The organism is Eggerthella lenta DSM 2243 (genome assembly GCF_000024265.1).
GTDB lineage: Bacteria > Actinomycetota > Coriobacteriia > Coriobacteriales > Eggerthellaceae > Eggerthella > Eggerthella lenta.
The window spans coordinates 2274557-2300366 of the sequence record NC_013204.1 but is presented as its reverse complement, the minus strand read 5'-3'; the positions used below and the strand labels follow the sequence as shown (position 1 = coordinate 2300366).

The 25810-nt window shown below is 62.2% G+C and carries 21 protein-coding genes, 3 tRNA genes and 1 other RNA gene; 13 read left to right on the top strand and 12 right to left on the bottom strand.

The features are described 5' to 3' along the window. Positions 1–24: 24 nt before the first annotated feature. Entirely contained in the window at positions 25–1011 is a 987-nt protein-coding gene (locus tag ELEN_RS16180; RefSeq protein WP_015760866.1) for a hypothetical protein, read from the bottom strand. Positions 1012–1071: 60 nt separating this feature from the next. Between ELEN_RS16180 and ELEN_RS09825 the strand changes: the two genes are divergently transcribed. Then, positions 1072–1293 (top strand): helix-turn-helix domain-containing protein, encoded by a 222-nt coding sequence (locus tag ELEN_RS09825; RefSeq protein ID WP_015760865.1) that lies wholly within the window; start codon positions 1072–1074, stop codon positions 1291–1293. A gap of 109 nt (positions 1294–1402) precedes the next feature. Here ELEN_RS09825 and ssrA read toward each other — a convergent pair. After that, positions 1403–1771: a transfer-messenger RNA gene (gene ssrA, locus ELEN_RS15935) on the bottom strand. A 473-nt stretch (positions 1772–2244) separates the two neighbouring features. On the opposite strand from ssrA, the gene ELEN_RS09820 reads away from it, so the two are divergent. Beyond that, positions 2245–3741, top strand: a complete 1497-nt coding sequence (locus tag ELEN_RS09820; protein WP_015760864.1) for a L,D-transpeptidase family protein — start codon at positions 2245–2247, stop codon at positions 3739–3741. Positions 3742–3837: 96 nt separating this feature from the next. Here ELEN_RS09820 and ELEN_RS09815 read toward each other — a convergent pair whose 3' ends face one another. Together ELEN_RS09815 and ELEN_RS09810 are read right to left on the bottom strand one after the other, a co-directional pair. Further along, on the bottom strand, positions 3838–4323 hold the full coding sequence (locus ELEN_RS09815) for an aminoacyl-tRNA deacylase (protein ID WP_015760863.1): 486 nt from the start codon (positions 4321–4323) through the stop codon (positions 3838–3840). 18 nt (positions 4324–4341) lie between these two features. Beyond that, a complete protein-coding gene (locus ELEN_RS09810; protein WP_015760862.1) occupies positions 4342–4956 on the bottom strand; it encodes a flavodoxin family protein in 615 nt (204 codons plus the stop codon). A gap of 115 nt (positions 4957–5071) precedes the next feature. Here ELEN_RS09810 and murI point away from each other — a divergent pair, with 115 nt between their 5' ends. From murI to ELEN_RS09795, 3 genes are all read left to right on the top strand, one after another. After that, positions 5072–5983 (top strand): glutamate racemase, encoded by a 912-nt coding sequence (gene murI / locus ELEN_RS09805; RefSeq protein ID WP_015760861.1) that lies wholly within the window; start codon positions 5072–5074, stop codon positions 5981–5983. A gap of 32 nt (positions 5984–6015) precedes the next feature. Then, positions 6016–6621: an RdgB/HAM1 family non-canonical purine NTP pyrophosphatase gene (gene rdgB, locus ELEN_RS09800; RefSeq protein ID WP_015760860.1), complete on the top strand. Its 606-nt coding sequence runs from the start codon at positions 6016–6018 to the stop codon at positions 6619–6621. A 128-nt stretch (positions 6622–6749) separates the two neighbouring features. After that, positions 6750–7889, top strand: a complete 1140-nt coding sequence (locus tag ELEN_RS09795) for a hypothetical protein (RefSeq protein ID WP_015760859.1) — start codon at positions 6750–6752, stop codon at positions 7887–7889. Between the two features lie 115 nt (positions 7890–8004). On the opposite strand, the gene ELEN_RS09790 is transcribed toward ELEN_RS09795, so the two are convergent. After that, positions 8005–8081, bottom strand: a tRNA-Pro gene (locus ELEN_RS09790). A 277-nt stretch (positions 8082–8358) separates the two neighbouring features. Between ELEN_RS09790 and ELEN_RS09785 the strand changes: the two genes are divergently transcribed. Further along, positions 8359–8922, top strand: coding sequence for a DUF4256 domain-containing protein (locus ELEN_RS09785; protein ID WP_015760858.1), 564 nt, complete (start codon positions 8359–8361; stop codon positions 8920–8922). Positions 8923–8929: 7 nt separating this feature from the next. On the opposite strand, the gene ligD is transcribed toward ELEN_RS09785, so the two are convergent. Then, the gene (gene ligD / locus ELEN_RS09780) at positions 8930–11437 is read right to left on the bottom strand and encodes a DNA ligase D (RefSeq protein ID WP_197054149.1); all 2508 of its coding nucleotides are present in this window, start codon (positions 11435–11437) and stop codon (positions 8930–8932) included. Positions 11438–11474: 37 nt separating this feature from the next. Between ligD and ELEN_RS09775 the strand changes: the two genes are divergently transcribed. Further along, positions 11475–11548 (top strand) — tRNA-Gly (locus ELEN_RS09775). Between the two features lie 220 nt (positions 11549–11768). On the opposite strand, the gene ELEN_RS09770 is transcribed toward ELEN_RS09775, so the two are convergent. After that, complete coding sequence (locus tag ELEN_RS09770; protein WP_009304186.1) at positions 11769–12011, bottom strand: glutaredoxin family protein; 243 nt, start codon at positions 12009–12011, stop codon at positions 11769–11771. A 287-nt stretch (positions 12012–12298) separates the two neighbouring features. Next, positions 12299–12374: transfer RNA gene (locus tag ELEN_RS09765), tRNA-Arg, on the bottom strand. Positions 12375–12914: 540 nt separating this feature from the next. On the opposite strand from ELEN_RS09765, the gene arcA reads away from it, so the two are divergent. The 4 genes from arcA (at position 12915) to ELEN_RS09745 (ending at position 18083) form a co-directional block, all read left to right on the top strand. Beyond that, complete coding sequence (gene arcA, locus ELEN_RS09760) at positions 12915–14132, top strand: arginine deiminase (RefSeq protein ID WP_009304187.1); 1218 nt, start codon at positions 12915–12917, stop codon at positions 14130–14132. A 182-nt stretch (positions 14133–14314) separates the two neighbouring features. Continuing rightward, the gene (gene argF, locus ELEN_RS09755) at positions 14315–15310 is read left to right on the top strand and encodes an ornithine carbamoyltransferase (RefSeq protein WP_009304188.1); all 996 of its coding nucleotides are present in this window, start codon (positions 14315–14317) and stop codon (positions 15308–15310) included. A gap of 24 nt (positions 15311–15334) precedes the next feature. Beyond that, complete coding sequence (arcC, locus tag ELEN_RS09750; protein ID WP_015760856.1) at positions 15335–16288, top strand: carbamate kinase; 954 nt, start codon at positions 15335–15337, stop codon at positions 16286–16288. 184 nt (positions 16289–16472) lie between these two features. Beyond that, complete coding sequence (locus tag ELEN_RS09745) at positions 16473–18083, top strand: YfcC family protein (protein ID WP_009304190.1); 1611 nt, start codon at positions 16473–16475, stop codon at positions 18081–18083. Positions 18084–18258: 175 nt separating this feature from the next. Here the strand turns inward: ELEN_RS09745 and ELEN_RS09740 are convergent, their stop codons facing one another. Then, positions 18259–18714 carry a GNAT family N-acetyltransferase gene (locus ELEN_RS09740; RefSeq protein WP_015760855.1) on the bottom strand — a complete coding sequence of 152 codons (456 nt, stop codon included), beginning with the start codon at positions 18712–18714 and terminating at the stop codon, positions 18259–18261. A gap of 206 nt (positions 18715–18920) precedes the next feature. On the opposite strand from ELEN_RS09740, the gene argS reads away from it, so the two are divergent. Next, positions 18921–20648 (top strand): arginine--tRNA ligase, encoded by a 1728-nt coding sequence (gene argS / locus ELEN_RS09735; protein WP_015760854.1) that lies wholly within the window; start codon positions 18921–18923, stop codon positions 20646–20648. Positions 20649–20687: 39 nt separating this feature from the next. Here the strand turns inward: argS and ELEN_RS09730 are convergent, their stop codons facing one another. Beyond that, complete coding sequence (locus ELEN_RS09730; RefSeq protein ID WP_258773783.1) at positions 20688–22712, bottom strand: cation:proton antiporter; 2025 nt, start codon at positions 22710–22712, stop codon at positions 20688–20690. A gap of 82 nt (positions 22713–22794) precedes the next feature. Further along, a complete protein-coding gene (locus tag ELEN_RS09725; RefSeq protein ID WP_015760852.1) occupies positions 22795–23340 on the bottom strand; it encodes a DUF1836 domain-containing protein in 546 nt (181 codons plus the stop codon). 166 nt (positions 23341–23506) lie between these two features. On the opposite strand from ELEN_RS09725, the gene ELEN_RS09720 reads away from it, so the two are divergent. After that, positions 23507–24361, top strand: a complete 855-nt coding sequence (locus tag ELEN_RS09720; protein WP_009304198.1) for a DegV family protein — start codon at positions 23507–23509, stop codon at positions 24359–24361. Positions 24362–24373: 12 nt separating this feature from the next. Here the strand turns inward: ELEN_RS09720 and ELEN_RS09715 are convergent, their stop codons facing one another. Continuing rightward, the gene (locus ELEN_RS09715; protein ID WP_009304199.1) at positions 24374–25810 is read right to left on the bottom strand and encodes a sensor histidine kinase; all 1437 of its coding nucleotides are present in this window, start codon (positions 25808–25810) and stop codon (positions 24374–24376) included.

Genomic DNA, 25810 nt, shown 5'->3' with positions numbered 1-25810 from the left:
TATGAATGCAAGAAGTATGAATTGCTATTTAACAATGTGATTTCGTTTTTCGTCTGGTCGCATGAAAGTCTTCAAGTAGTCTTCAAGCAGATCCAATTCTTTTTTGAGTGAGCTTGGAAAACTCGTCTCTGCTATGTGGTAAGCTCGTCGTTGTCCGGTCGCTGAATATGCGCAGGCTTCTTTTCCATCCCAGATCAGAAGATTGCCGGGAATGGCATCTAGCTCTTTTCTGCAACGTTCTACGCATTGAGTTGCGCTGTCAGTGTAATCAGAGAGAAAAATGACATAAAGTACCGTTAACATTTCTCGATAGGTTGAAGCACATTTTCCGAGTGATAACCAGGCTGTTTCTCCGCTTTTTGCGCGTTTCTCAGACCATTCACAAAGCCTGGTACGCAAAGGTTTCTTAAGCTTTAAGCCAAATAGATCGTTGTCTATGTTTATTGCCAGGCCGGCTTCCCGGGTTGTTACATTGTGGTTAACGAGGCTGATAGTCCAAAAATCATGCTCGACATGATTTCTCAGATCGTAAAGTAGTGCGTAAACCAGGCTACTGTCATACGATTTTGAGGTAATGCTCTTCCATCGTGAAAAGGATTCAGATGATTCACCGAAGCGTGATTTAAGAAGAAGTTCAGCCTTATCAATAAAGCATTTTGCTGAAGCGATAATTGCATGAAACAAAGCATCTGCTCGATTAAAATACCTATAACAGTCAACCGGGTTTGAAGGCATGCTGATGAGTCCGTCTTCTCGCAAATTGTATGCCTCCATAAGGCTATCGATGTTTTCTCGCGCGGAGCTGTATAGCCACTTGACCTGATGATATTTACCGCATATTTTCCCAATTTCAAAGACGGCTTCAAACTGCTCTTGGTTCGGAATTATATCCGTTACAACAATTGTATCCATGGGTCTTGACCCCATGAATCCGAAGCGTAAGTCAGACAAGTTTGCCTTACCTAATTCGTTAAACCGCCAATGATTTGTGATAACGATATGCTCGCTCATTCCCAAATGCCTTTTCTGTGATCAACATTATCCAAGCTAGGGTTCAAATAACAATGTAACATGCGAAACCGCTTCGTTCAAAAGCAAGTGGGCGTGCGGCTCAAAGCCCTGCGCAAAGAGAAGACCGGGCTAAGCCAAGAGAAGTTCGCGTACTCGATAGGCGTTGACAGAGCCTATTACGCGCACATCGAGCAAGGGCGGCACGGCGTGTCAATCGTCATGTTGAAGAAGATCGCCGACGGCATGGGAATCGGATTAGAAGAAATGTTCAAAGGGATGTAGGCAAAAAAAAGACGGCCAATCCGAAGATTGACCGTCTTTTTCTTCATAGCCAGACGTTTACCGCGAATCCTCCTGCGTAACAGTAGATTGGGTTCGTCTGGAAAAAGTGTGGTGGAGGCGCGGAGAATCGAACTCCGGTCCATACTACCTTCTCCATGAGGCTCTACAAGCTTAGTCCGTGGTCGGGATTCGGATGCGGCCGGCCCGCGGACAAGCGAGACGCACCCTAGCCGGTTCGATCTTTGCCTGAGCCATACCGGCTACGTGCTCAAGCGCATTCCCCTAGGTTGATGCCGGACCGAGGGGCGGGGAAGTCCCAAGGCCGACAGCCAGGCGCTATTAAGCAGCCATGGCGAGCGCCGGAGCGCTCTGAGTGTTGTTCTTGCCAATTAAATTGACGGTACCCCTGTTTAACGTGGCGAGGAGACCACGACCTGCTCCTCATTTCAAACGTACCATGTCGAAACCAGTCGCCCCCAGAAGAAGTGCGGGGTCGAAGGCCCACCTTGTCAATGTACCCGCGGCTTTGCCGCGAACATCCATTCTATCCGCAGACCGTCGTTTGTCAAGGACGATCGCTGCGGCGTGGAAGCGCCGTAGTCCAACCGACGCTCAAGCTCCGGTTGGCGAACTTGCGGACGTCTCATGCGCGCCCCATGTCGAAATTGTGACAATCGCAGCCCAGCCGGGAAGCGAATCGTTTTGTTACAGGAGAATTACCCTCGACTTGCTACAATGAACGGAAGACCGAGACGTTTGAGAGTGAATATGAGCGAAAACAAGTCTGACAAGCCGTCGCGCGGCCGTCACGCCGCCGGCGCTCACCATAGCGCGAGCAGCGGGCCCCTTCCGCAGCCGCAACCGCAACCGGTCGTCCCTCCCGTGCAGCCCACGGCCGCCATGCCGCCGACCGCTTCGCCGCCGCGACCCGCCTCGGGGCAGGTGCCTCCGATGCGCTATGCGACCGACCAGGTGTTCAAGCCGCTCGACCCCATGCGCCCGGTCGATACGGCCCAGGCGTTCGCCATCGATCGCAAGCACAAGCCCTTGAAGATCCTCGGCATCACGTTCGGCGTGATCGTCGCGCTGCTTCTGATCGCGTATGCGGGCGTGGCGCTGTACTTCACCGACCGCTTCATGCCGAACTCCAACATCGGCGACATCAACGTGTCGCTCATGAGCGCGGGCGATGCCGAGAAAGTGCTGGCCGATTCCATCAAGGACTACGCCTTGTCCATCGACGGCCAGGGCTTCTCGCTCAAGCTCACGGCCAGCGACGCGGGCCTGTCCATCGACGAGGGCAAGGTCGTCCACGACATGCTGTCCGACATGAACCCGTGGGCATGGCCGTTCGAGCTGCAGAAAGGCCACGACGAAACGGCCAAGCTCGTGGCCACGTACAACGGCACCGGCTTGGAAGACGCCATCCGCTCCGCGGTGGCGGCGTTCAACGAGGATGCCACGCAGCCTGCGAACGCGGCCATCGGCTTCGACGAAGCGCAGGCCGCCTTCGTCGTCAAGCCCGAAGCCGTGGGCACGGCGCTCGATGCCGACGCGGTGATCAAGGCCGCCGATGAAGCGGTGGCCGACCTCGACCCGCAGGTGAAGCTGACCTCCGAGCAGCTGTTGAAGCCGACGGTGCTGTCCACCGACCCGAAGCTCACCTCGGCGGCCGACTCGGCGAACACCATGATCAAGGCCGATCTCGAGCTGCTCATGGCCGGCACGGTCGCCGGAACGGTGGACGCGAGCCTGATCTCCCAATGGGTGACGCTCGACGACGACCTGGCGGTCACGCTGGACGAGGGCGCGCTGACGGCCTGGGTCGACGAGTTGGCGGCCGCCTGCAACACCATCGGCACGCAGCGCACCTACACCCGTCCCGACGGCAAGTCGGTCACGGTGGTCGGCGGCACGTACGGGTGGGAAGTGGACAAGGACTCCCTGCTCGCTCTGGTGAAGGACGGCGTGGCGAACGGCACGGCGGACACGGTGGACATCCCGTGCACGCAGACGGGCGACGCGTACAACGGCGCGGGCAGCCAGGATTGGGGCCCCCGCTACATGGACGTCGACCTGTCCGAGCAGCATGCGCGCTTCTACGATGCGTCGGGCGCCATCATCTGGGAGTCCGACATCATCACCGGCAAGCCCGACGGCGAGCACGACACGCCCACGGGCGTCTATATGGTGAACGCCAAGGAGAGCCCGTCGAAGCTGATCGGCTACAACGGCAACGAGAAGATCTACGAGACCGAGGTGCAGTACTGGATGCCGTTCGTGGGCAATTACATCGGGTTCCACGATGCCGATTGGCAGTCTGCGTTCGGGGGCACGCTGTACGCCGACGGCGCGGGCAGCCATGGTTGCGTGAACCTGCCGCCGTCGAAGGCCGCCGAGCTCTACGGCATGCTGTCGTCGGGCGACACGGTGGTGTCGCACTGGTAGCATGACGCGATCGTCCCTATCCCGATTGTGCAACGGGCCCGCATCGAGCGGGCCCGTTTTTCGTCGCGAACGGGGAAGGTTCTCGTTCAGGCGTTTTCACACCACGGTGAGATCGGCCACGGCGAGGGGCACTGCGCGCGCCAGGTCGTCGGGCGCCATCTCGATCTGGCAGCCGATGCGCCCGCCCGAGAACGCGATGCGCTCGTGCAGCCGGCACGTCTCGTCGATGGCGGTGGGGAAGGGCTTCAGCATGGCCAGCGGCGAGCAGCCCCCGTGCACATAGCCGGTCAGCCCCAGCAGCTCGCGCGAGCGGATCATGGCCACCGCTTTCTCGCCCACGACGGCCGCCGCCTTCTTGAGATCCAGCTCGCAGGCTACGGGGATCATGAACACGTAATGCTCGCCCGATTTGCCGCGCGTGACCAGCGTCTTGAACACGGTGTCCGGATCGAGTTCCAGTATGCGCGCCACTTCCACGCCCGAGACGGCCTCGGGGCAGTCGAAGAAGCGCGCTTCGTACGGCGTTCCCGCCGCATCGAGCACGCGCATGGCGTTCGTCTTGCGGTCGTGTTCTTTGGACATGGCTTTCTCGCGTTCGCGCTAGCGGATGAAGCTCGTCGTGATCTTCTGCTCGACGTTCGGCGCAGGCACAGCGGACGTCGCCTGCAACATCCAGGCCATGTTCGTGCCCAGCACGCGCATGATCTGCAGACCCTCGGCATCCTGCCGTACGTCTTCGACGCTTCGGCCGTGCACCATGGGCCAGTAGTTGGACGATACCACCGGCATGCAGTTGATCTGAAAATACTTGTTGATCTGGTCGATGGCGGGCGTAGTGCCGGCGCGGCGCGCGGAGGCGACGGCGGCAGCGGGCTTGAAGCGCAGCCGTGCCGAGGCGGCGTAGAACAGGCGGTCGAGCACGGCCAGCAGGGCACCGTTCGCTCCCGCGTAGAACACCGGCGTGCCGACGACGAGGCCGTCGGCTTCCACTGCCTTCTCGATGAGCCCGTTCGCCACGTCGTCGTCGAAGATGCAGCGGTTGTCGCCGCGCTTGGAGCAACCGCCGCAGCCCAGGCAGCCGCGAACGGGGTCGCGCCCGATCCAGGCGATCTCGGTGTCGACGCCTTGTGCTTCCAGCGCGCCGGCTACTTCGGACAGCGCGGTGTAGGTGCAGCGCTTCTCGTTCGGACTCCCGTTGACCAGCAGAACTTTCATGAGCCTCGCCTCGTTTCTCGTCTTGCTTCTTTCGCTCGTGAACCAGGTTAGCAGAAACTATGACCGGCCGGTATCGATTGCAAACAACGAACGAACCCTGCGGTATACTGGGGCGATGGATACCAACGAGACAACGATAGAGCCGCTCGAAGGCGCGGATGCGCCGCGCTTCGACAACGCGCCCATCGGCGTGTTCGACTCGGGGTTCGGCGGCCTTACCGTGGCGCGCGAGATCGCCAAGGAGCTACCGCGCGAATCCATCGTCTACCTGGGAGATTCGGCACGCTGCCCCTACGGGCCGCGCAGCTTGGACGAGGTCGACGGCTTCGTGCAGCAGATCGGCGCGTGGCTGGTCGAGCGCGGGGTGAAGCTCGTCGTCATCGCGTGCAACACGGCCACGGCGGCCGGCCTGTCGCATGCGCAGCGGACGTTTCCCGTGCCGGTCATCGGCGTGGTGGAGCCGGGCGCCCGCGCTGCGGCCCATGCCACGAAGAACCGCCGCGTGGGCGTGATCGCCACGAAGGCCACGGTGGAGTCGGACGCCTATACCAAGGCCATCCGCCATCTCGATGCCGGCATCACCGTGTTCTCCACGGCCACGCCGCGTTTCGTGGAGATAGCCGAGCAGGGCCTGCGCATGGCCGAGGGCCCCATCGAGGATTTCACCTCCCTCGTGTCCACCGTGTACATCCGTCCGGCGTTCCAGGAGATCGCCCGCGAGTACCTCGAGCCGCTGCGCCGCTGCGACATCGACACGCTCGTGCTGGGGTGCACGCACTTCCCGCTGCTCAAGGCGCTCATCGGCGGCGTGGTGGGACGCGATGTCACGCTGATCTCGTCGGCGCAGGAGGCGGCTCACGACGTGGCGCACATCCTTTCGCGCCGCGGCGCGCTGGCCTCGGAAGATCACGAGCCGAGCTACGACTTCTACACGACGGGGGAGGACGTGGAGGAATTCCGCAGCTTCGGCGCGCGCGTGTTCCGTACCGACATCGACCGGGTGGGACGCGTCGCGTTCCCTTCGTAGCGCAACCGTTCAAGGAGAAGGAGCTTCACCGTATGAAGACCATCGTCATCGCCAGCAACAACGCGCACAAGGCCGAGGAGATCGCCACGGCGCTCGCGTTCCCCGGTTGGGAGTTCCGCACGCTGCGCGAGCTGGGGCTGGACTCTGATCCGGCCGAGGACGCCGATTCGTTCGAGGGCAACGCGCGCATCAAGGCGCAGGCCGCCCGTGCGGCCAGCGGCGGCTTGGCCGTGCTCGCGGACGACTCGGGGCTTGCCGTGGACGCGCTCGACGGAGCGCCCGGCGTGCACTCGGCGCGCTACGCGGGCGAGCCGTGCGACGACGCGGCGAACAACGCCAAGCTGCTTGCTGAATTGGCCGACGTACCCGACGAGAAGCGCACGGGTCGCTTCGTGTGCACGCTCGTGTTCATCGACGAGGACGGAACCGAAACGGTCGCGCGCGGCACGATAGAGGGACGCATCGGCCGCGAGGAGCGAGGGCGTCACGGCTTCGGATACGACCCGCTGTTCCTTCCTGACATGTTCGAAGACGGCCGCACCCTGGCCGAGGCCTTGCCCGAAGAGAAGAACGCCGTGTCCCATCGCGGCAACGCCCTCCGTCAGCTGCGCGCGAAGCTCGCGCAGGGCGAGCGGTGAGGCTGCGTCGGCAATGTTACGTTGATGCACGCTTTTGACAAGCGAAACCGCCTGAAAAGCGCGTGATTGCTTGTCAAAAGCGTGCATCAGCTGCATGATCAGCTTTCGCCACTACGAGAAGAGGCAACGTGCCCGGTATCATCACGCATTCGAATTCGAGCATGAGCAGGCAAGCTCTTCGACAGCAGGCGGAAAAGCATCGTCTCGTGCGCCTGTTCCGTGGCGCGTACATGGACGCGCAGGAGTACGCGGCGCTCGATATCTCTGGAAGATACCGGGCTCGTGCCCAGGCGTTTCTTGCGACGCATGCGAAGCTTCGAGCGTGGGGGATCACCGCAGCCGCTCTTGAGGGCGCGCCGGTCCTCGGCGGAGCGCCTTTGCATTTCGGCGGCGCGCGAAGCCACGCCAAGAGCAAGCAGGACGGCTGCGCTTTTCACGAGGCTTCGCTTGAGACGCCATCGAACCCGGTAGCGCAAACGCTTTTCGAGTGCGCCTCGACCTCTCCTTTGCCGGATGCGCTTTTGGCTGCGAATTATCTGTTGCGTCGTTCTTCCGCGAAAGCGCAGGGCGGTCTTGTGGCATGCAGGGATATTGACGAGAGTACGACCGAAGCGCTCGTATGGGAGCCTGCAACCTCTGGGAGCGGGGAAGCGAGCATCCGCTCTGCGTTCGATACCCGCATGCTCGACATGGAAGAACCTGAATTCCTTGCTAACTACAGCGCTGCGCGCGTGACCGGATTCGTTTCGCCGGAAGCCGAGCTTCTGTGGCTCGCCTTCGCGCAGCTCTGCTTCGCCAATGGAGGAAAACGCGGAATACGCAGCGCGTTGAAGGCGGGGCTGTACTTTACCGACCAGGTCGAATCGCCGGCCGAGTCGTTTCTGATCGCCCGTTGCGTCGAACTTGGCTTCGAAATTCCCTATCTGCAGGTCAACATTCTCGACCCTTCGAACGGGAGGCATCTTGGTCGCGTCGACGGGCTTTGGCCTTCTGAAGCCGTACAGAAGAGCCTCTATCGAAGCGATAGCAGGTTCGGGCGCTTTCTCCAATGCAGGCGGCTTGGAGACAACGGCTCCATCGTCATCGACTTCGACGGCAAGCTGAAGTACCGGCAGGATTATGCCGAAATTTTGGAAAGAGAGCGACAGCGGCAAAATGCCATAGGGAATCTCGGGTTTCGGTTCGTGCGCATCGGCTGGGACGATCTCATGCGGCCCGAGCGCTTGCGTTCGATCCTCGAAGCGGCTCGCGTCCCGCGTTGCAGGTGAAAGCGGGGCGAACGTTTGAAGAAGTTGCGTGAATTGCTGCTTGATGCACGCTTTTGTCAACCATCTGCAACCAATAGAAGCGATTTCGCTTGTCAAAAGCGTGCATGAGGGAAAATGGTCGGGATGACAGGATTCGAACCTGCGACATCCTGCTCCCAAAGCAGGCGCGCTACCAAACTGCGCCACATCCCGACGCGAAAACGGCAGGAGTTAGTATAGCAGAACTCAGCCGAAGAACATCTCCGAATCATGCGCGGGCAACCTGATCTCCGCCGTACTTCGGTGCCAGGATGCCGGCCGCGCCAGCTGCCTCGCATGGATACTCGACCGCCTTGAGGGACCTCAAGCCCATGTAGGCGGGATGGCCGTCCGGTAACGGCTTGCTGCGCATTGCACACGCTGTGCTTCCGGAAGTGGGCTGTCGCTCTACTATTGGCGGAAACACTCGCCCGCGATCGAAGGATCTGCCATGGAAACCGCGAACACTCTCACCGTCCAGCAACGCACCGCGTTGTTGGACACGCTGCAAGCGCGCTTCGAACGCAACGAGCGCCTTCATCCGGGTATCGCCTGGGAGAACGTGCGGGCGAAGCTGGAAGCGGACGACGGCAAGCTGCGCTCGCTCTTCGCGATGGAGAAGACGGGAGGACAGCCCGATGTGGTCGCCTACGATCACGCGGCAGATGCCTACGTGTTCTACGATTGCGCTCCCGAAAGCCCGGCAGGCCGCAGGAACCTGTGCTACGACCGTGCGGCTTGGGAGGCGCGCAAGCGCAACAAGCCCGAGGGCAACGCCGTCGACGCGGCTGCCGCGATGGGCATCGCGCTTTTGACCGAGGCGCAGTATCGCGCGCTGCAGGAACTGGGGGAGTTCGACGTCAAGACGTCGAGCTGGATCGAAACGCCCGTCGAGGTGCGCGCGCTGGGCGGCGCGCTGTTCTGCGATCGCCGCTTCAACCGCGTGTTCACCTTCCACAACGGCGCCGAGTCCTACTACGCTTCGCGCGGCTTCCGCGGCTCGCTGCGCGTGTAGCCCCTCGCTACTCGAGTGCCTGGTCGACGTCGAAGTAGCCGTCCCACGGGTCGTCGCCCTCGATGCGCGCGAGCGCGTCGTGCATCGTGAAGGCGTCGGGCGCCGCCTCGTCCAGCTCTTCCCAGCTGAGCGGCATCGATACGCGCGCGCCGCTGCGGGCGCGCAGGGAGTACGGGGCGATGCTCGTGGCGCCGCGCCCGTTGCGCATCCAGTCGATGAACACCTTGCCGGTGCGCTTCGCCAGGCGCACGTTGCTCGTGTAGCGGTCGGGCCACTTCTCGGCCATCACCTGGGCTGTGCGCCGCGCGAAGTCGTGGAACGCGTCCCAGGAAGCTGCCGGCTGAAACGGTAGCACCACATGGTAGCCCTTGCCGCCGCTCGTCTTGAGAAACGACTTCAGCCCCAGCTCGTCGAGGATGCCCTTCAGGTCTCGCACGCCGCGCCGCACCTGCTCGAGGCCGAGCCCCTTGTCGGGGTCGAGGTCGAATACCATCATGTCGGGCTGTTCGAGCGTGTCCACCCGGCTGCCCCAGAGATGGAACTCCAACGTGTCCATCTGCGCTTCCGACACGAGCCCGACGGCATCCTCCACGTAGAAGTACGGCTCCTCGTCGCCGCTGCTCGTGGGGATGTCCACGGTGCGCACGCCCGGGGTGGAAGGCCCGGGATGCTTCTTGAAGAAGCAGGCCGAATCCGCGCCGCGCGGGCATCGCACGATGCTGAGGATGCGGCCGGACGCGTAGGGCAGCATGCGGTCGGCCATGCTGGCGTAGTAGCGCACCACGTCCTCCTTCGTGATGGGTGGGTCTTCGAACAACAGCTTGCCGGGGTTCGTGATGCGAACGCCGTCGATGCGCAGCTCGCCGTTCTTCTCGTTGTCGGAATTCATGGGGCGCTCCAATCGGTCGGGGGTTTGCTCGTCAGGTTCCGATGCGGGTTCCCGTTGCACGTCGCGCGGGTCTTTGTCGGTGCGGATGCCCTGGTAGCTGGGGTGTCGCAGCAGGCCGTCCTCGGTCCATTCGGCGAATTTCACCTGCACGATCGTTTGGGGGTCCAGCCATACGACGCGCTCGCCCGGGCGCGGCTTCGGCGCGTCGGCGAAAGGCGCGTCCGGTCGCTCGAGGCCTTCGAACGCGGCCAGCAGCTCGCGCGAGGTCGCTTCGCTCAATCCCGAGCCCACGCGTCCGACGTACGCGAGCCGGCCGTCCTCGTACTGCCCCAGCAAGAGCGAGCTGATCCCGCGCACGCGCTTGGCGGACTGCGTGTATCCGCCGACGACGAATTCCCGCTCGTTTCCGCATTTCAGCTTGATCCAGTCTCCGTTGCGAACGCCGCGGTACGGCGAATCGGCCCGCTTGCCCACCACGCCTTCGAGATGCTGCTTGCAGGCGGCGCGGAAGCTGTCCGCACCGTTGCCGCGCACGTGCACGCTGTAGCGCAGGTTGTCGGGCGCGTCGCTCATCAGCGACTCCAGCAGCTCCTTGCGCTCGGCGAGCGGCCGGTCGCGCAGATCGTCTCCCTCGAACGCCAGCAGGTCGAACGCCACGTAGGCGGGGTGCTTGCCCGAAGGGTCGCGCAGGAAGTTCTGCAGCGCCTGGAAATCGGTCTTTCCGGCCTCGTCGGTTACCACGAGCTCGCCGTCGAGCACCATCGCTCGTCCCGCCGCCCAGTCTTCCAGGGAGCGCGCGATGGCGGGAAAGTGGCGGGTGTAGTCGTTGCCGTTGCGCGTGACGAGGCGCGCCCGGCCGCCTTCGACGTATGCGACGATGCGGTAGCCGTCGTACTTCACCTCGAACAGCCAGTTGTCGCCGGGCGGCGTCGAGCTCACCAGCTTGGCCAGCTCGACGTCCACGTGGTCGAAGGGGTTCGCGGCGAACGCCTCGTCTTCCCCGCGCGCGATCTCGTCCATGGTGCGCCCGGTTCGCACGGACGTTTCGAACCCATCGATGCCGGCATCCGCGCGCACGTAGTCGTCCTTCTCCTTGATGAGCAGCCAGTTCACGTCGCGCTCGCCCTTCTTCGGCTTCATATGCACGAGCACCCAGGCTCCTTTCAGGCGATGCCCGTGCAGCGCGAATTTCAGGTCGCCCTCGCGCAACCCCTGCTCCACGTCCACAAGCGGCTCCCACCAGCCTTCGTCCCACAGCATGACGGTGCCGCCGCCGTATTCGCCCTGCGGGATGGTGCCCTCGAAGGTGCGGTAGTCCAGCGGATGGTCCTCCACGCGCACGGCCAGCCTCTTATCGCGGGGGTTGTACGAAGGACCTTTGGGAACGGCCCAGCTCAGCAGCGTCCCGTTCCATTCGAGGCGCAGGTCGTAGTGGTCGCGCGAGGCCAGGTGGTGCTGCACCGCGAAGCGCAGGCGCCCGTCGCACCCGCCGGCGGCGCCGTCGTCGCGCGGCGCTGCGGTGCCGGGCGGCTCGGCCGTCCGGTCGAAGTTGCGCTTGCGGTTGTAGTCGTCCAAAGGGGAGGTCATGGGCACCTCGTGGTTCTTCTCGGATAATTTCGCTCGCATCGGGCGAACTTGCGGTACAATAGTCGCCGCGCAAAACGCGGGTGTGGTTCAATGGTAGAACCTGAGCCTTCCAAGCTCATGACGCGGGTTCGATTCCCGTCACCCGCTCCACGAATTTGCAGGCCGTGCACCCAGTGTGCACGGCCTTTTCTTTGCCGGCCGGCGTCGCGCCCGACTTGATTGCGCATCGTTACCGCCTGTTCGGCGTCTCGTCGACGCGTGTGCTCCCGGTGGATCGGGGGAGGGACGAGCTGCAAAAGGCTTCGGCATGAAAAAAAACCGCCCGCAGCGAGTGCGGACGGTCGATGGCGCAGGTGCTATGAAAGCGGCGCTAAGCGTTCGTCGAGCGCAGGTAGGCGATGATGTCGTCTGATTCGTAGAGGGGTTTGCCGTTGATGACGAGGCAGGGAACCTGCTTCTTTCCCCCGATGCGAACGAGGTCGTTCTGGTTGCCGGGTTGCAAGGTGTCTCGCGTGTCCATCGTGATCTTGTTGTCGTCCATGAAGCGTAGAACCTTTTGACAGAACGGGCACTGCTTCTTGTAGTACAACGTATGGTTCTCCATGTACGGCATGCGCAGCTCCTCTCGATGTGCGATCTAAGAATAGTCATGAGCTAGGAGGTTATAGAGCTTTCAATAGTACGCCATCGAATAAGAAGATCGAGTTAGCTTGCGAAGGATGTTGCCAATCGGTTGACAACGCCGCATCCTGCGTCCGAAAACAGAGCTGTCCGTCATCGCCTTGTGACTAACTTAGAACTTCCTATTGTATTTTAGAAAAAAGTTTGAGATAATAATTAAATTTTATTCAAATTGCCAAAAAAGGCAGGTACGAACGAAGCGCCGACGCAAGCAGAAGATGGCGCGCCCGGCAGGACTCGAACCTGCAACCGACGGATTAGAAGTCCGTTGCTCTATCCATTGAGCCACGGGCGCGTTTCAGCGAGCACCGGTATTATACCGTAAAACTCCCTCCTGCAACCGATGGATGCGTAGAGCGCACCGGCGGGGGAGCGATGGCTGAAAATTAGCCATATATCTGGCGTTTTGCGCTCGAAAGCTGCAAGAGTATCGGCTCGGGGCGCCTCGTGCTCTCAGCATCCGATCGGCATGTGGCGAAACGATTGCATCCTAAATGCATCTTTTTGAATGTTTATGCATTCGAGTTAATCAAATATGCACTCCCAACGTCCGTCGATGGGGCGTTCCAGCCCTGAAAACCAGCTTCAGCAACCACTTCAACACTTTATCGCAATAAAGCAAATATGAAGAAACTGTGAATAGTACTCGGCTAGGTGATGACCATTCGCCGAAAAACCACGAGGTATGACGAGGGGTACCGTTTTGTTTCGTTTTTGTGGTTGCAATTTGATCCGAACCATGAGATTTTGGCGAGGTGAACGGACGCCCGGTGCGCAACGGGCGCTTCCGCAAGCCTAAAATCTGGAAAATGCATAAAGGAAAAGGAGGGTTGCTATGGCTGGTTTGAACGTCAAGAGCGAGATCAAGCCCTTGAAAAAAGTTCTTCTCCACCGCCCTGGTCGAGAGCTTCTGAACCTGACGCCGAACACGCTCGAAGAGCTGCTGTTCGACGACATCCCGTTTCTGAAGGTCGCTCAGGAGGAGCACGACGCTTTCGCGCAGATTCTGCGCGACAACGGCGTGGAGGTCGTGTACCTCGAGAAGCTCATGGCCGAGGTCCTCGATCAGAAACCCGAACTGCGCGAGAAGTTCCTCAAGCAGTGGATCGAAGAGGCCGGTATCCGCACCGACCGCTACCAGAAGATCATCTTCGACTATATGCAGGAGAACTACCCCGATAACCTCGACCTGGTCATGAAGACGATGGAGGGCATCAACCTCACCGAGCTTCACACCGACAAGTCGAACTCCCTGGTCGATCTCGTCAGCGAGTCCTCCAAGATGGTCATCGCCCCCATGCCGAACCTGTACTTCACCCGCGATCCGTTCGCGTCCATCGGCAACGGCGTGTCCATCAACCGCATGTACTCCGTCACGCGCAACCGCGAGACGATCTACGCCGAGTACATCTTCGGAAACCATCCGGACTTCGCGGATGTTCCCGAGTACTACAGCCGCTACAACACGTTCCACATCGAGGGCGGCGACATCCTCAACATCAACGACAAGGTGCTGGCCATCGGCATTTCCCAGCGCACCGAGCCCGACGCCATCGACGCCATCGCGAAGAACATCTTCGAGGACGAGACCAGCCCGGTCGAGACCATCCTGGCGTTCAACATCCCGAACAACCGCGCGATGATGCACCTTGACACGGTGTTCACCCAGATCGACGTCGACAAGTTCACCATCCATCCCGGCATCATGGGCCCGCTGACCGTCTTCGAGATCACCGCCGAGGGCGACGGTATCAAGGTCAAGGAGATGAGCGGCAAGCTCGAGGACATCCTCGAGAAGTACGTCGGCAACCCCGTGGAGCTCATTCCCTGCGGCGGCGGCGACCGCATCGCGGCCGAGCGCGAGCAGTGGAACGACGGCTCGAACACGCTGTGCATCGCGCCGGGCACCATCGTGGTGTACGAGCGCAACGACGTGACGAACGCGCTGCTCAAGGAGAAGGGCCTCAAGGTTCTCGAGATGCCCTCCGCCGAGCTGTCTCGCGGCCGTGGCGGCCCGCGCTGCATGAGCATGCCGCTTGTGCGCGAGGACTAAGGTACCAAGCTCGTGCGCAGCTGCATGCGCACGAGTGCTATGAGAGCTACCCTTGCCTTTTCCGGATTGCCGGGGCCGTGCAACGCGGCCCTGGCGTTCGAAAAGGGGCGGACGGAAACTTGGCTCTATCCGCCGGTGCGTATTTTGTTTTGTTCTGTAAGCAACGTTGAAAGGAATGATCTATGCCTACTAGCCTGAGCGGTCGCGACTTCCTGCGCCTCCTCGACTTCACCACCGAGGAAATCGAGTACCTGCTGAAGTTGTCCCGCGAATTCAAGAACCTGAAATTGACCGGTACCCCCCATCGTTACCTCGAGGGCAAGAACATCGTCCTGCTGTTCCAGAAGACGTCCACCCGCACGCGCTGCGCGTTCGAGGTCGGCGCCATGGATCTCGGCATGGGCGTGACCTACCTCGATCCGGGCAGCTCCCAGATGGGCAAGAAGGAGTCCATCGAGGACACCGCCCGCGTGCTCGACCGTTTCTACGACGGCATCGAATTCCGCGGCTTCGCGCAGTCCGACGTGGAAGAGCTGGCTGCCGGCGCTTCCGTGCCGGTGTGGAACGGCCTGACCACCGAGTGGCATCCCACCCAGATGCTCGCTGACATCCTGACGGTTCAGGAGAACTTCAACTACGACATCAAGGGCAAGACGCTGGTGTTCATGGGCGATGCTGCCAACAACGTGGCTCGTTCGCTCATGGTCGTGTGCGCCAAGCTGGGCCTGAACTTCGTCGCCTGCGGCCCCAAGGAGAACATGCCGGCCGCCGACCTCGTGGAGACCTGCGAGGCCATCGCCGCCGAGAACGGCTGCACGATCAAGCTGACCGAAGACGTGAAGGATGCCTGCACGGGCGCCGACGTCATCTACACCGACGTGTGGGTGTCCATGGGCGAGCCCGACGAGGTGTGGGCCGAGCGCATCAAGCTCCTCGAGCCTTACCGCGTGACGGAGGAAGTCATGGCCATGGCCAGCAAGGACGCCATCTTCCTGCACTGCCTGCCGTCGTTCCACGACACCAACACCACCACCGGTGCCGACATCGCCGAGCGCTTCGGCGTCACGGAGATGGAAGTCACCGACGGCGTGTTCGAGTCCAAGCAGTCCAAGGTGTTCGACGAGGCCGAGAACCGCATGCACACCATCAAGGCCGTCATGTACGCGACGCTCTCCTAACTCAGAAAGACTAGGTGAACAAACATGCCTTATCAGAAGGGTGAAGGTAAGTCGGTTGTCATCGCGCTCGGCGGCAACGCTCTGGGCAACACGCCCCAGGAGCAGCTCGAGCTCGTGAAGGCGACGGCGAAGAACATCGTCGACATGGTCGAAGAGGGCATCAACGTCGTGGTCTCCCACGGCAACGGCCCCCAGGTCGGCATGATCAACAACGCGTTCGCGTACGCGTCCGCCAACGACGGCAAGACGCCCGAGATGCCGTTCCCCGAGGCCGGCGCCATGAGCCAGGGCTACATCGGCTACCAGCTGTCCCAGGCCATCCTGAACGACATGAAGCTGCGCGGCATCGACCGCTCGACGGCCTGCGTCGTGACGCAGACCGTGGTAGACCCGGCCGACCCGGCGTTCCAGAACCCCACCAAGCCCGTCGGCGCCTTCCTCTCCGAGGAGGAGGCCAAGGCCAAGGCCGCCGAGACCGGCTGGACCTTCAAGGAGGACGCGGGCCGCGGCTGGCGCCAGGTCGTCGCCTCCCCGAAGCCGGTGCGCATCGTGGAGTTCGACGCGGTGAAGGACCTCATGGACGCCGGCTACATCGTGGTGTCCACGGGCGGCGGCGGGGTGCCGGTGTTCGAGAAGGAGGGCCTGTACGAGGGCGTCCCGGCGGTCATCGACAAGGACCGCTCCTCGGCCAAGTTGGCCGCCGACTTCGGCGCCGACATGCTGGTCATCCTGACGGCTGTCGAGAAGGTTTGCGTGAACTTCGGCAAGCCCGACCAGGCCGAGATCGACACGATGACCATTGCCGAGGCTGAGGAGTTCATCGCCCAGGGCCAGTTCGCCCCCGGCTCCATGCTCCCGAAGGTGGAGGCGTGCATCGAGTACGTGCGCGCGTTCCCCGAGGGCAAGGCTCTCATCACGTCGCTCGAGTGCGCCGCTGCCGGTATCGAAGGCAAGACGGGCACCGTCATCACGGCGTAAAGCTTTTTTGCGTGTGAGCGGAAGGCTTCCCCCAGCTTCCGCACGATGGGCGGTGGCATGCGTTTCGGCGCATGCCACCGCAACAGGGGTACAGCGGTCTGCGGTTACGCTTCCACTGATCCGCTTGAAAATTTCTCGTTCGCCAAAATATCCGACTCGATCCTCATAATTAGGAGGGGTTGTTATGACCGAGAAGGCAAAAGAAAAGAGCAAGAAAAAGCGATCTATATCATCGTTTACCATCCTGCTGATCATCCTGATCGTGCTGGCGCTGGTCACGGTAGTGATGTCGCTGGCCGGTGTGGAAGGGGTCCAAGGCGCCACGGTCGCCAATGTGGCCACGGCTCCCGTCAAGGGCTTTACCGACGCCCTGCCTGTTTGTCTGTTCGTGTTGATCCTGGGCGGTTTCCTGGGTATCGTCACGGAAACGGGCGCGCTGGACGCCGGTATCGCAGCGCTGGTGAAGAAGCTCAAGGGCAATGAGCTCATCCTCATTCCCATTCTGATGTTCATCTTCTCCATCGGCGGTACGACGTACGGTATGTGCGAGGAAACGGTTCCGTTCTACCTGCTGCTCGCGGCCACCATGGTCGCCGCAGGCTTCGACAGCGTTGTCGGTGCCGCGGTCGTGCTGTTGGGTGCCGGTTGCGGCGTGCTCGGTTCGACGGTCAACCCGTTTGCCGTCGGTGCTGCCGTGGACTCTTTGAGCTCTTCCGGCATCGTGATCAACCAGGGCACCATCATCCTGCTGGGCGTGGTGCTGTGGCTCGTGACGCTGGCGATCTCCATCGTCTTCGTCATGCGCTACGCGAAGAAGGTCAAGGCCAACAAGGGTTCCACCATCCTGTCCTTGCAGGAACAGGAAACCATGAAGGCCGAGTTCGGCGAGGCTCAGCAGGAAGCTGAAACCGCTGAGGCGAACCCGAACGAGAAGCTTATGACGGGTCGTCAGAAGTGGACGCTCATCGTGTTCGCCCTGACGTTCGTAGTCATGATCGTCGGCTTCATCCCTTGGGGCGACTTCGGCGTCGAGGTGTTCGATGCCGGTGCGGCGACGGAAGAGGTCACCACGCAGGTTAGCGGCGACGACATCTCCGCGGCTTGGACCGACAAGAAGGTTGGTGGCGAGATTACGTTCGACGGCGATGTGACCGGCACGGTCACGGCCGAAGAAGAGATCTCCCAGGGTTGGTCCGCGTTCCTGACGGGTCTGCCGTTGGGTCAATGGTACTTCGATGAGGCTTCCACCTGGTTCCTCATCATGGCTATCATCATCGGTATCGTGGGTGGCGTGTCCGAGAGCCGTTTCGTCAAGGCATTCATCAACGGCACCGCCGATATGATGAGCGTCGTGCTGATCATCGCCATGGCTCGTTCTATCACCGTGCTTATGGGCGAGACCGGTCTCGACATGTGGATCCTGAACAACGCGGCGAACGCTCTGAACGGTTTGTCGGCGGTCATCTTCGCGCCGATGTCGTTCTTGCTGTACATCGTGCTGTCGTTCTTGATCCCGTCGTCGTCCGGCATGGCCACGGTGTCCATGCCCATCATGGGCCCGCTGGCGAACTCGCTGGGCTTCTCGACCGACGTCATGATCATGATCTTCAGCGCCGGCAACGGCCTGGTGAACCTGTTCACCCCGACGAGCGGTGCTATCATGGGCGGTTTGGCGCTGGCCAAGGTGGAATACTCCACATGGCTGAAGTTCGGCGGCAAGCTGTTCGTGGTGCTGGGCGTCGCCTGCGTGATCATCTTGACGGTTGCGATGATGGTTATCCCGGGCACCGCGTAAGCGTGCAACCCGCGGCATAGCCGCAATGAACCGACGCGTTTCGAGGATCCCCTGCTTCGGCGGGGGATCCTTTTTCGCGTGCGGGAATGAGACGGGGGGGGGGATGAGACAGGGGGACGGGGCTAATGCCTCATTCCCTGTCGATACGGATGCGGTATGCTTGCGGAATGAGGCACTAACCTCGTCCCCCTGTCTCATCCAGGAGTTTCTCCATCCAGATGTGCTCGACGTGCTCGTCCAGCTCGACGGGACCGTACTGCGCGTAGCCCATACGCCCGTAGAACGGCGTGACGCGGCATTGGGCGTGCAGGTGCATTTCGGTCGCGCCGGCCTCGCGCGCCAGGCGCTCGGACTCGGCCAGCAGCGCGGCCCCGAAGCCGCCGCGGCGCGCCTCGGGAAGCACGGCCAGGCGGCCGAACACCCAGCGACCCGGCTGATCGGGGCGGTCGGGATCGGGGAAGGTGCGTGCGCAGCCGACAAGGGCGTTTGCGTCGTAAAGCGTTACGTGGATGGTGCGCGGATCGTCGTCGATGTCGTCGAACTCGTCCTGGAAACCCTGTTCCTCCATGAACACGCGTGTGCGTACGATGCGCGCGTCATCGAAGTTCCCATGCTCGAATCGCAATTCCATGCCGGTCCTTTCTCTCGTCGGTTGCTGGGTCACTGTACCATATGTGCGCAACGAAACGGAGATTATCCGAGGTCGTGTGTATGTTTTCTGCATAACGGGCGTTCGAGTGAAACGCGTGGGGGCTGCGTGCCCCAAACGCTCGGGAACATGGTAGAATCGTGAGACGTGTAAACGAAAGACCCATCCGCTAAGGAAAGATGCGTACCATGCAAATTCGCGAACAACTTGAACAGCTGATCGACGCGGCCGTCGCGGCCGCGTGCGAGGACGGAACGCTCACGCTCGAGCAGGCTCCCGAGGCGGCTCTCGAGCGCCCGCGCGACGAGAGCAACGGCGACTGGGCGTCCACCGTCGCCATGCGTTCGGCAAAGCTTGCCAAGAAGAATCCTCGCGAGATCGCTCAGATCATCGTCGACCACCTGCCCGAGAACGACATGATCGCTTCCGTCGACATCGCCGGCCCCGGCTTCATCAACATTCGTCTGGCGAACGCCGTCCTGCAGGGCGTTGTGGCGGCGGCTCGCGCCGAGAAGGACGACTTCGGCAAGGGCGAGATTCCCGAGGGCGAGCGCAAGATCAACCTGGAGTACATCTCGGCGAACCCCACCGGCCCCTTGCACGTGGGCCATGGCCGCTGGGCCGCGCTGGGCGATGCCACGGCGCGCGTCATGCGCCATGCGGGCTACGACGTGTTCGAAGAGTTCTACATCAACGATGCCGGCACGCAGATGGACAACTTCGGCGAGTCGGTGGCCGTGCGCTACCAGCAGCTGCTGGGCCGCGACGTGGAGATGCCCGAGGCGTGCTATGCAGGCTCTTACGTGAAGGATATCGCGCAGACCATCATCGATGAGGACGGCGACAAGTGGCTCGATGCCGACCCGAAGGAGCGCATGGAGAACTTCCGCGAGCGCGCCTATGCCTACGAGTTGGCCGAGCAGCACCGCGTCACCGAGCGGTTCGGCACCACCTTCGGATGCTGGTTCTCCGAGCGCTCGCTGTACGTGCCCGATGAGGACGGCTTGAGCGCGGTGGACCGCAGCCTCAAGGCCATGGACGAGAAGGGCTACATCTACGTCGAGGACGGCGCCACCTGGTTCAGGTCCAGCGCGTTCGACGACGAGAAGGATCGCGTGCTCATCAAGGCCAACGGCGAGATGACGTACTTCATGAGCGACGTGGCGTACCACTACAACAAGATGGAGCGCGGCTTCGACCACCTCATCAACATCTGGGGCGCCGACCACCACGGCTACATCGCCCGCTGCGAGGCCATGCTGGCCGCGTGGGGCTGGCCCGGCGCGCTCGAGATCATGCTCGGCCAGCTGGTGAACCTGTTCCGCGACGGCGAGGCCGTGCGCATGTCGAAGCGCACGGGCGAGATGATCACGTTCGAGGAGCTCATCGACGAGGTGGGCGTGGACGCCACCCGCTACCTCATGCTGGCGAAGTCCTCCGACCAGCCCATCGACTTCGACATCGAGGTGGCGAAGAAGAAGGACGCGTCGAACCCGGTGTACTACGTGCAGTACGCGCACGCGCGCATCTGCTCGATCCTGCGCAAGGCGGCCGACCCGGCCGATGCCGAAGCGGCCGCGAACGGCGACATGTCGATGGACGAGCTGGCCTCGAAGGTGATCCCGGCGAACGTGGACCTCTCGCCGCTCACGCACGAGTCCGAGCTGGCGCTGATGCGCAAGATGGACGACTTCGGCCCGCTCGTGGCTCAGGCGGCTCGCGACCGCGCGGCGTTCCGTTTGACGCACTACGCTCAGGATCTGGCCTCGCTGTTCCATTCGTTCTACACGAACTGCCACGTCATCGGCGAGGAGGAGGCTGTGACGAACGCGCGTCTTGCCCTCGTGGACGCCACGCGCATCGTGCTGGCCAAGACGCTGGACCTGCTGGGCGTTTCCGCTCCGGCCAAGATGTAGGTTTCGTTCGAAGGAAGGCCGCCCGATGGGCGGCCTTTTTTATACGTTGTCCTCCAGGTCGACCTGCATCAGGGCGACATTCTCGCGCAGGCGCTTGTACGAGGATCGGCACAGGTCGCCGTCTTCGTAGCGCGCTTGGATCTGCTCGAGCTCGAGGCGCAAGCCGTAGCGTTCGATGTCTTGGGCCTTGCTTGCCGTGTTCGTGAGGGCGGTGATGGACGGGTTGGCATTGCGCAAGGCCGTGATGGAACGCTGGTATTCCAGCAAGAGCGTGCTGACGTCCTCGGCCGGTTCGTCCGATTCGGGGGAGGCCAGCTTCTGCTGCAGGCGCTCCACCACGTGCTCGGCGCATTGCATCTGCAGATCGCGGATGGCCTGCACGCGTTCCGTGACGTTGATGCCGGGCAGTCCGGCGACGATGCGGTGCCATCCCGAGCGCGCTATGGCTCGCAGGCGCAGCATGAAGTTCTGAGCCGACCAGCGGCCTCGATGATGCTTCAGCATGTTCTCGATGCGGGCGAGGCGGCTGAGGTACTGGTAGCCGATGATGGGGTAGATCTCCTCGTCGTCGATGAGCTTGAGCGCGAGCTCCTGCTCCCAGCGCACCGCTTGCAGGCGCAGGGCCGTGTTCGGCTCGTCCTCGATGTCGTTGCGGCTTTTGATGCGCGCGATGCGGTCGTTGTAGGAGCGGATCACCATCTGCGTGGCCGCACGGTTCTCGGCGGTCTGGCGCGCGGCCAAGTCCTCGATGACGGTGCGCAGTATCTCGATGCTCACCTCGGTCTCGTCGCAGCGCAGGTCCTCGTCGGTGGGCGGCTTCTTCGGTGCCAGCAGGGGCACGACGAACGTGGCCAGAAGCAGGGTTACTACGATCACGCCGCAGGCCATGAATATCATGAGGTCGCGCTGCGGCACCGCGTAGGATATGGTGAACGCCACGGCCAGCGTGATGGCTCCTTTCGGGCCGCCCAGGGTCATGACGGCAGCCGTGCGCACGTTCTCCAACCCGAACGGGCGATCTGCGCGTTCGGCGCGGCTGTGCACCCATTCCATGGCCATCACCCAAACGAATCGTGCGAAGATCACGATGAAGGCGAGACCCAGCACGTACGCGATGAGCTTGTCGTTCGAAACGGCCGTGCTTTCCCATGTTCCTTGAAAGGCGAGCGGCAGCTGCGTGCCCAGCAACACGAACACCACGCCGTTGAGCGCGAAGGACAGCACCCGCCAGACGCTTGTCGAGACGATGTTCATGCGCGAGATGGACGGCCCGATGATGCGCGGCGAGATGACGTTCACGAGACCTGCCGCCACCACGGCCAGGATGCCGCTCGTGTGCAGCGCGTTGGCCACAAGGTACACGATGAACGGCGTGAACACCTCGAACAACACGTGGAAGGTCGTGTTCTCCAGGCCCCACGAGCGAACCTTGCGCACTAGGAAGTTGCCCAGGTAGCCCAGGGCGATGCCCATGAGGATACCGCCGAAGAAGCTGAACAGGAAGTCGGCTGTGGCGTCGACGAGGGAGAACGTGCCGGTGACGGCGGCTGCGATGGCGAATTGGAACGCCACGATGCCCGAGGCGTCGTTGATGAGCGACTCGCCTTCGAGAATGCTCTTGGAACGTGAGGAGATGCTCGTTTCCTTGGAAAGCGACGCTACCGCCACGGCATCGGTCGGGCCGAGCGCCGCGCCCAGCGCGAAAGCGGCGAACAAGCTGATGGACGGCACGAGCCAGTGGACGGCGAACCCCACGACGAGCGCCGTGGCAAGCACCAGTCCGATGGCCAGCGACAGCACGGGCTTGCGGTTGCGCCACAGCGATGCCTTGTCGATGTTCTTGGCCTCGTCGTAGAGCAAAGGAGCGATGAACAGCACGAGGAACAGCTTGTCATCGAGTTCGATCTTGATTTGCGAGGAAGCGAGAAGCGCGATGCCGAGGCCAAGCAGGATCTGTATGAGGGGCGAGGAGATCTTGGGCACCAGCTGGTCGATGACCGACGAGACGAGGACGGCCGCCAGCAAGAGCAGGGCGAGCATGAGCGCTTCCAAGGGCTCCTCCATTCGTTGGGATGGGATCAACCCTTTTATTGTAACCGAGCCGGTCGCATCCGCTCGGCTTTGCGCACGAAATGAGCGGAAGGCGTTATTTGGGCCGCCCGCCCGCTACGGCGATGCTCGCTTTGATGTAGAGCGTGTAGGCGACAGCCGCCGTGGAAGCCAGCACCAGATCCCGCTCGAAATCCCCCTCATTTTCTCCGCTCATCAGGCCTTTCGGGCTGGTTGGAAGGGCTGCGAACAACGCTCGCAGCGCGGCTTCGAACGCATCGCAGTAGTAGTCGTAGGCCACGCGCGTGTCGAAGCTGGCGATTTGCATGCGGATGAGCCGGTCGATTTCCGCTATGGAGAACGTCTGCTTAAGGGTGCAGATGACGATGAGGTATGCGATGTGGGAGCGCGTGTACTTCTTGCCTGCGGCCGATGCCAGCACGCCCTGCTTCACGTAGTTGTTCACCATGGAACGCGTGATGATCTTCTCGCCGGGCTGGTACAGCGGAGCCAGCGTGTCTTCGAGAAAACCCACCAGTTGGTCCATGTACAGGTCGATGGAGGGTATCTCGTCGTAGCGAGGGAGGTGCAGGGAGACGAGATGCTCGGCATAGGTCGATGTGCTGACGGATGCGTCGTTCATGAAGGAGCCTTTCGCGCGCGTGCGGAGGAAACAAAACGAGCATAGCAAGGCGACCGTTTGGAGTCAATCTTTAGAACTGCTTGACATAGTACGTTTCAACCAATAATCTAGTTATTGATACTAGATAGTAACCCGGGCGATGCCCGGACGAACGAAAGCAGGTCGCATGGACACCTCTCGCATCGCTCTCGTCATCGACTCGTGCACCGACGTGCCGCCGGCGGACGTCGAGCGGTACGGCATGTACGTCGTGCCGTTGCAGGTGAACTACGAACGCGAGAGCTTTCTCGATAAAGTGACCATCACGCCGCAACAGGTATACGACCGCTTCTCCGAGGAGATCCCCACTACGTCCACGCCGACTCCTGCGATTGCGCGCGAGGTGCTGCAGCGCGTCGTGGACGACGGTTACGAGCAGGCCGTCATCGTCACTATCTCGAGCGGCCTGTCGGCCACATGCGAGCTCATGCGATCGATCACCGTCGGGATGCCCGAGCTGGACTGCTGCATCGTGGACACGAAGAACATCGGCATGGGCGCGGGCTTGGTCGCGCTTGCGGTGGCGCGCAGGCTGGCCGACGGCGCCACGCTCGACGACCTGCGACGCGACAGCGAGCGCATCGTGGAGAGCACGAAGGTGTTCTTCTGCGTGGACACGCTGGAATACCTGCATAAGGGCGGCCGCATAGGCAACGTGACGTACGCGGTGGGCAGTCTGCTGGACATGCGCCCGGTGATCACCTGCAACGAGAAGGGCGTGTACTGCACCGTGGCGAAGGCCAAGGGTCGCCGTCAATCGCTGAAGAAGGCCATGCGCTGCGCCGAGGAGGCAGCGGCGCGGTATCCGCGTTGCACGATGGCCGTGGTGAACGGCGATGCCGCTGCGGAGGCGGCCGAAGTAAAGCACGAGCTGGAGCAGCGCGTGCACAACGTGGACGCCTGGTACGAAGGGCAGATCAGCCCCGTGCTCGTGGTGCATACCGGCCCCGGCCTCATCGGCATCGGCGTCTGCGGAGCGTAAACCCTTCCGTCGCTACGCCAGCGGGAGGGCGAGGGTCACGGAGAAGCCTTCGCCCGGCGCGCCGTCGAGGGAGAGCGATCCCTCGTGCGCGCGGGCGATGCGGTCGACCAGAACGAGCCCCAGGCCGTGATCGCGGTTGAACGACCCAGCCGCGCTGCGCGCCGTGCGCGAGCGCGCGAGGCGCGCTTCGAGCGCGGCGAGGTCGGCAGCCGCGATTCCAGCACCGTCGTCGCTCACGCGGATCGTGCAGTACGCGTTGTCTCGCAGCGCCAGTTCGACGCTGATCGTGCATCCCTGCTCGTTGTGCAGCCGCGCGTTGGAGATGGCGTTCTCCACCGCGCGCGTGAGCAGCCTCTCGTCCCCCAGCACCACCGCGTTCAGCGCGTCCTCTGCGATGTCGAGCTCGATAGGATGCGCTTCGTCCAGCCCGCTGTTCGCATGCGCGGCCGCCACGGTGCGCAGCAGGCGCGCCGCATGCACGCGTTCCAGGCGCATCGGCTGCATGTCGTAGTCCAGCTGCGAGGCGGTGTTGAGATCGGTGACGAGGTCCTTGATCTTGAGCCCCTGCGCTCTGATGACCCGCGCGCTTGCGCGCGCCTCTTCGGCTGCGCCCTCGTCCTGCACGAGCGCGTCGGCGTAGCCGAGAATCATCGACAGCGGCGTGCGGATGTCGTGGGAGATGCCGCGAATCCAGCTTGCGCGCGCGGCGTCCTTCTGCTCGATGACGGCGCTCGTCTCGGTGATCTGGTCGCCGATGTCGCGCAGATCCCCTTTGAGGTGCAGCTCGGCCGCGCGCCCGTCAGACAGCGCGTCGAGCGCTTCGGCGATGGGAGCCACGGCGTTTTGCGTCCGGCGACGCGACACCGCGTAGATGGTGTACAAGATCCCGAGGTCGACTGCGAATATCAGCAGCACGTACAGCGGGAAGTTGCGCACGGTCGACGCGGGGTAGGTGAGCGTCATCGTCCAGAACTCGTTCTTCGGGAAACCCACGACCAGCAGGCCGTCGTCCCGATCCCAGAAAAACGCCGGATAGTCGGCGACGGCCGCATAATGCGCTGCCATCGCCACGTCGTTCACGCTGAACCGGTCGGGCACGTCCTCCGGCTTGTCCTGCGACCAGGCCACCGCGCCGTCCGTCCCGATGACGAGCGCCCAGGCGTCCTGCTGGCCGAGCGCCTCCAGGCCGTTCTCCCCAAGCGTCCATGAGCCGTCGGCATCCTGCTCGAGAGCTTGGTCGACTGCGCGCGTCGTGGACGCGGGCGTGCCGTCGTTGAAGTTCGAGTTCGATTCCCGGTAGGCGATGACGGCGTACAGGAAGAAGTCGATGACCACGATGAGCAGCGCCAGCGCCACGAACAGCAGCAGCTGCTTGGTGAAGAAGCGCGCGAAGCCCGCCGGTCGCCTTGTGCGACGGTCTCGAGCAGATGTGCGAGGGGCGCGGCCCAT

Coding starts and splice junctions, on each gene's coding strand:
- ELEN_RS09745 (WP_009304190.1), top strand. CDS start 16,473: ATGACCGAGAAGGCAAAAGAAAAGAGCAAGAAAAAGCGATCTATATCA.
- ligD (WP_197054149.1), bottom strand. CDS start 11,437: ATGCGAGCGAAATTATCCGAGAAGAACCACGAGGTGCCCATGACCTCC.
- ELEN_RS09810 (WP_015760862.1), bottom strand. CDS start 4,956: ATGAAAGTTCTGCTGGTCAACGGGAGTCCGAACGAGAAGCGCTGCACC.
- argS (WP_015760854.1), top strand. CDS start 18,921: ATGCAAATTCGCGAACAACTTGAACAGCTGATCGACGCGGCCGTCGCG.
- ELEN_RS16180 (WP_015760866.1), bottom strand. CDS start 1,011: ATGAGCGAGCATATCGTTATCACAAATCATTGGCGGTTTAACGAATTA.
- ELEN_RS09720 (WP_009304198.1), top strand. CDS start 23,507: ATGGACACCTCTCGCATCGCTCTCGTCATCGACTCGTGCACCGACGTG.
- argF (WP_009304188.1), top strand. CDS start 14,315: ATGCCTACTAGCCTGAGCGGTCGCGACTTCCTGCGCCTCCTCGACTTC.
- ELEN_RS09785 (WP_015760858.1), top strand. CDS start 8,359: ATGGAAACCGCGAACACTCTCACCGTCCAGCAACGCACCGCGTTGTTG.
- ELEN_RS09715 (WP_009304199.1), bottom strand. CDS start 25,810: ATGGGCCGCGCCCCTCGCACATCTGCTCGAGACCGTCGCACAAGGCGA.
- ELEN_RS09820 (WP_015760864.1), top strand. CDS start 2,245: ATGCGCTATGCGACCGACCAGGTGTTCAAGCCGCTCGACCCCATGCGC.
- arcA (WP_009304187.1), top strand. CDS start 12,915: ATGGCTGGTTTGAACGTCAAGAGCGAGATCAAGCCCTTGAAAAAAGTT.
- ELEN_RS09770 (WP_009304186.1), bottom strand. CDS start 12,011: ATGCCGTACATGGAGAACCATACGTTGTACTACAAGAAGCAGTGCCCG.
- ELEN_RS09725 (WP_015760852.1), bottom strand. CDS start 23,340: ATGAACGACGCATCCGTCAGCACATCGACCTATGCCGAGCATCTCGTC.
- ELEN_RS09825 (WP_015760865.1), top strand. CDS start 1,072: ATGCGAAACCGCTTCGTTCAAAAGCAAGTGGGCGTGCGGCTCAAAGCC.
- rdgB (WP_015760860.1), top strand. CDS start 6,016: ATGAAGACCATCGTCATCGCCAGCAACAACGCGCACAAGGCCGAGGAG.
- ELEN_RS09730 (WP_258773783.1), bottom strand. CDS start 22,712: ATGGAGGAGCCCTTGGAAGCGCTCATGCTCGCCCTGCTCTTGCTGGCG.
- ELEN_RS09740 (WP_015760855.1), bottom strand. CDS start 18,714: ATGGAATTGCGATTCGAGCATGGGAACTTCGATGACGCGCGCATCGTA.
- arcC (WP_015760856.1), top strand. CDS start 15,335: ATGCCTTATCAGAAGGGTGAAGGTAAGTCGGTTGTCATCGCGCTCGGC.
- ELEN_RS09815 (WP_015760863.1), bottom strand. CDS start 4,323: ATGTCCAAAGAACACGACCGCAAGACGAACGCCATGCGCGTGCTCGAT.
- murI (WP_015760861.1), top strand. CDS start 5,072: ATGGATACCAACGAGACAACGATAGAGCCGCTCGAAGGCGCGGATGCG.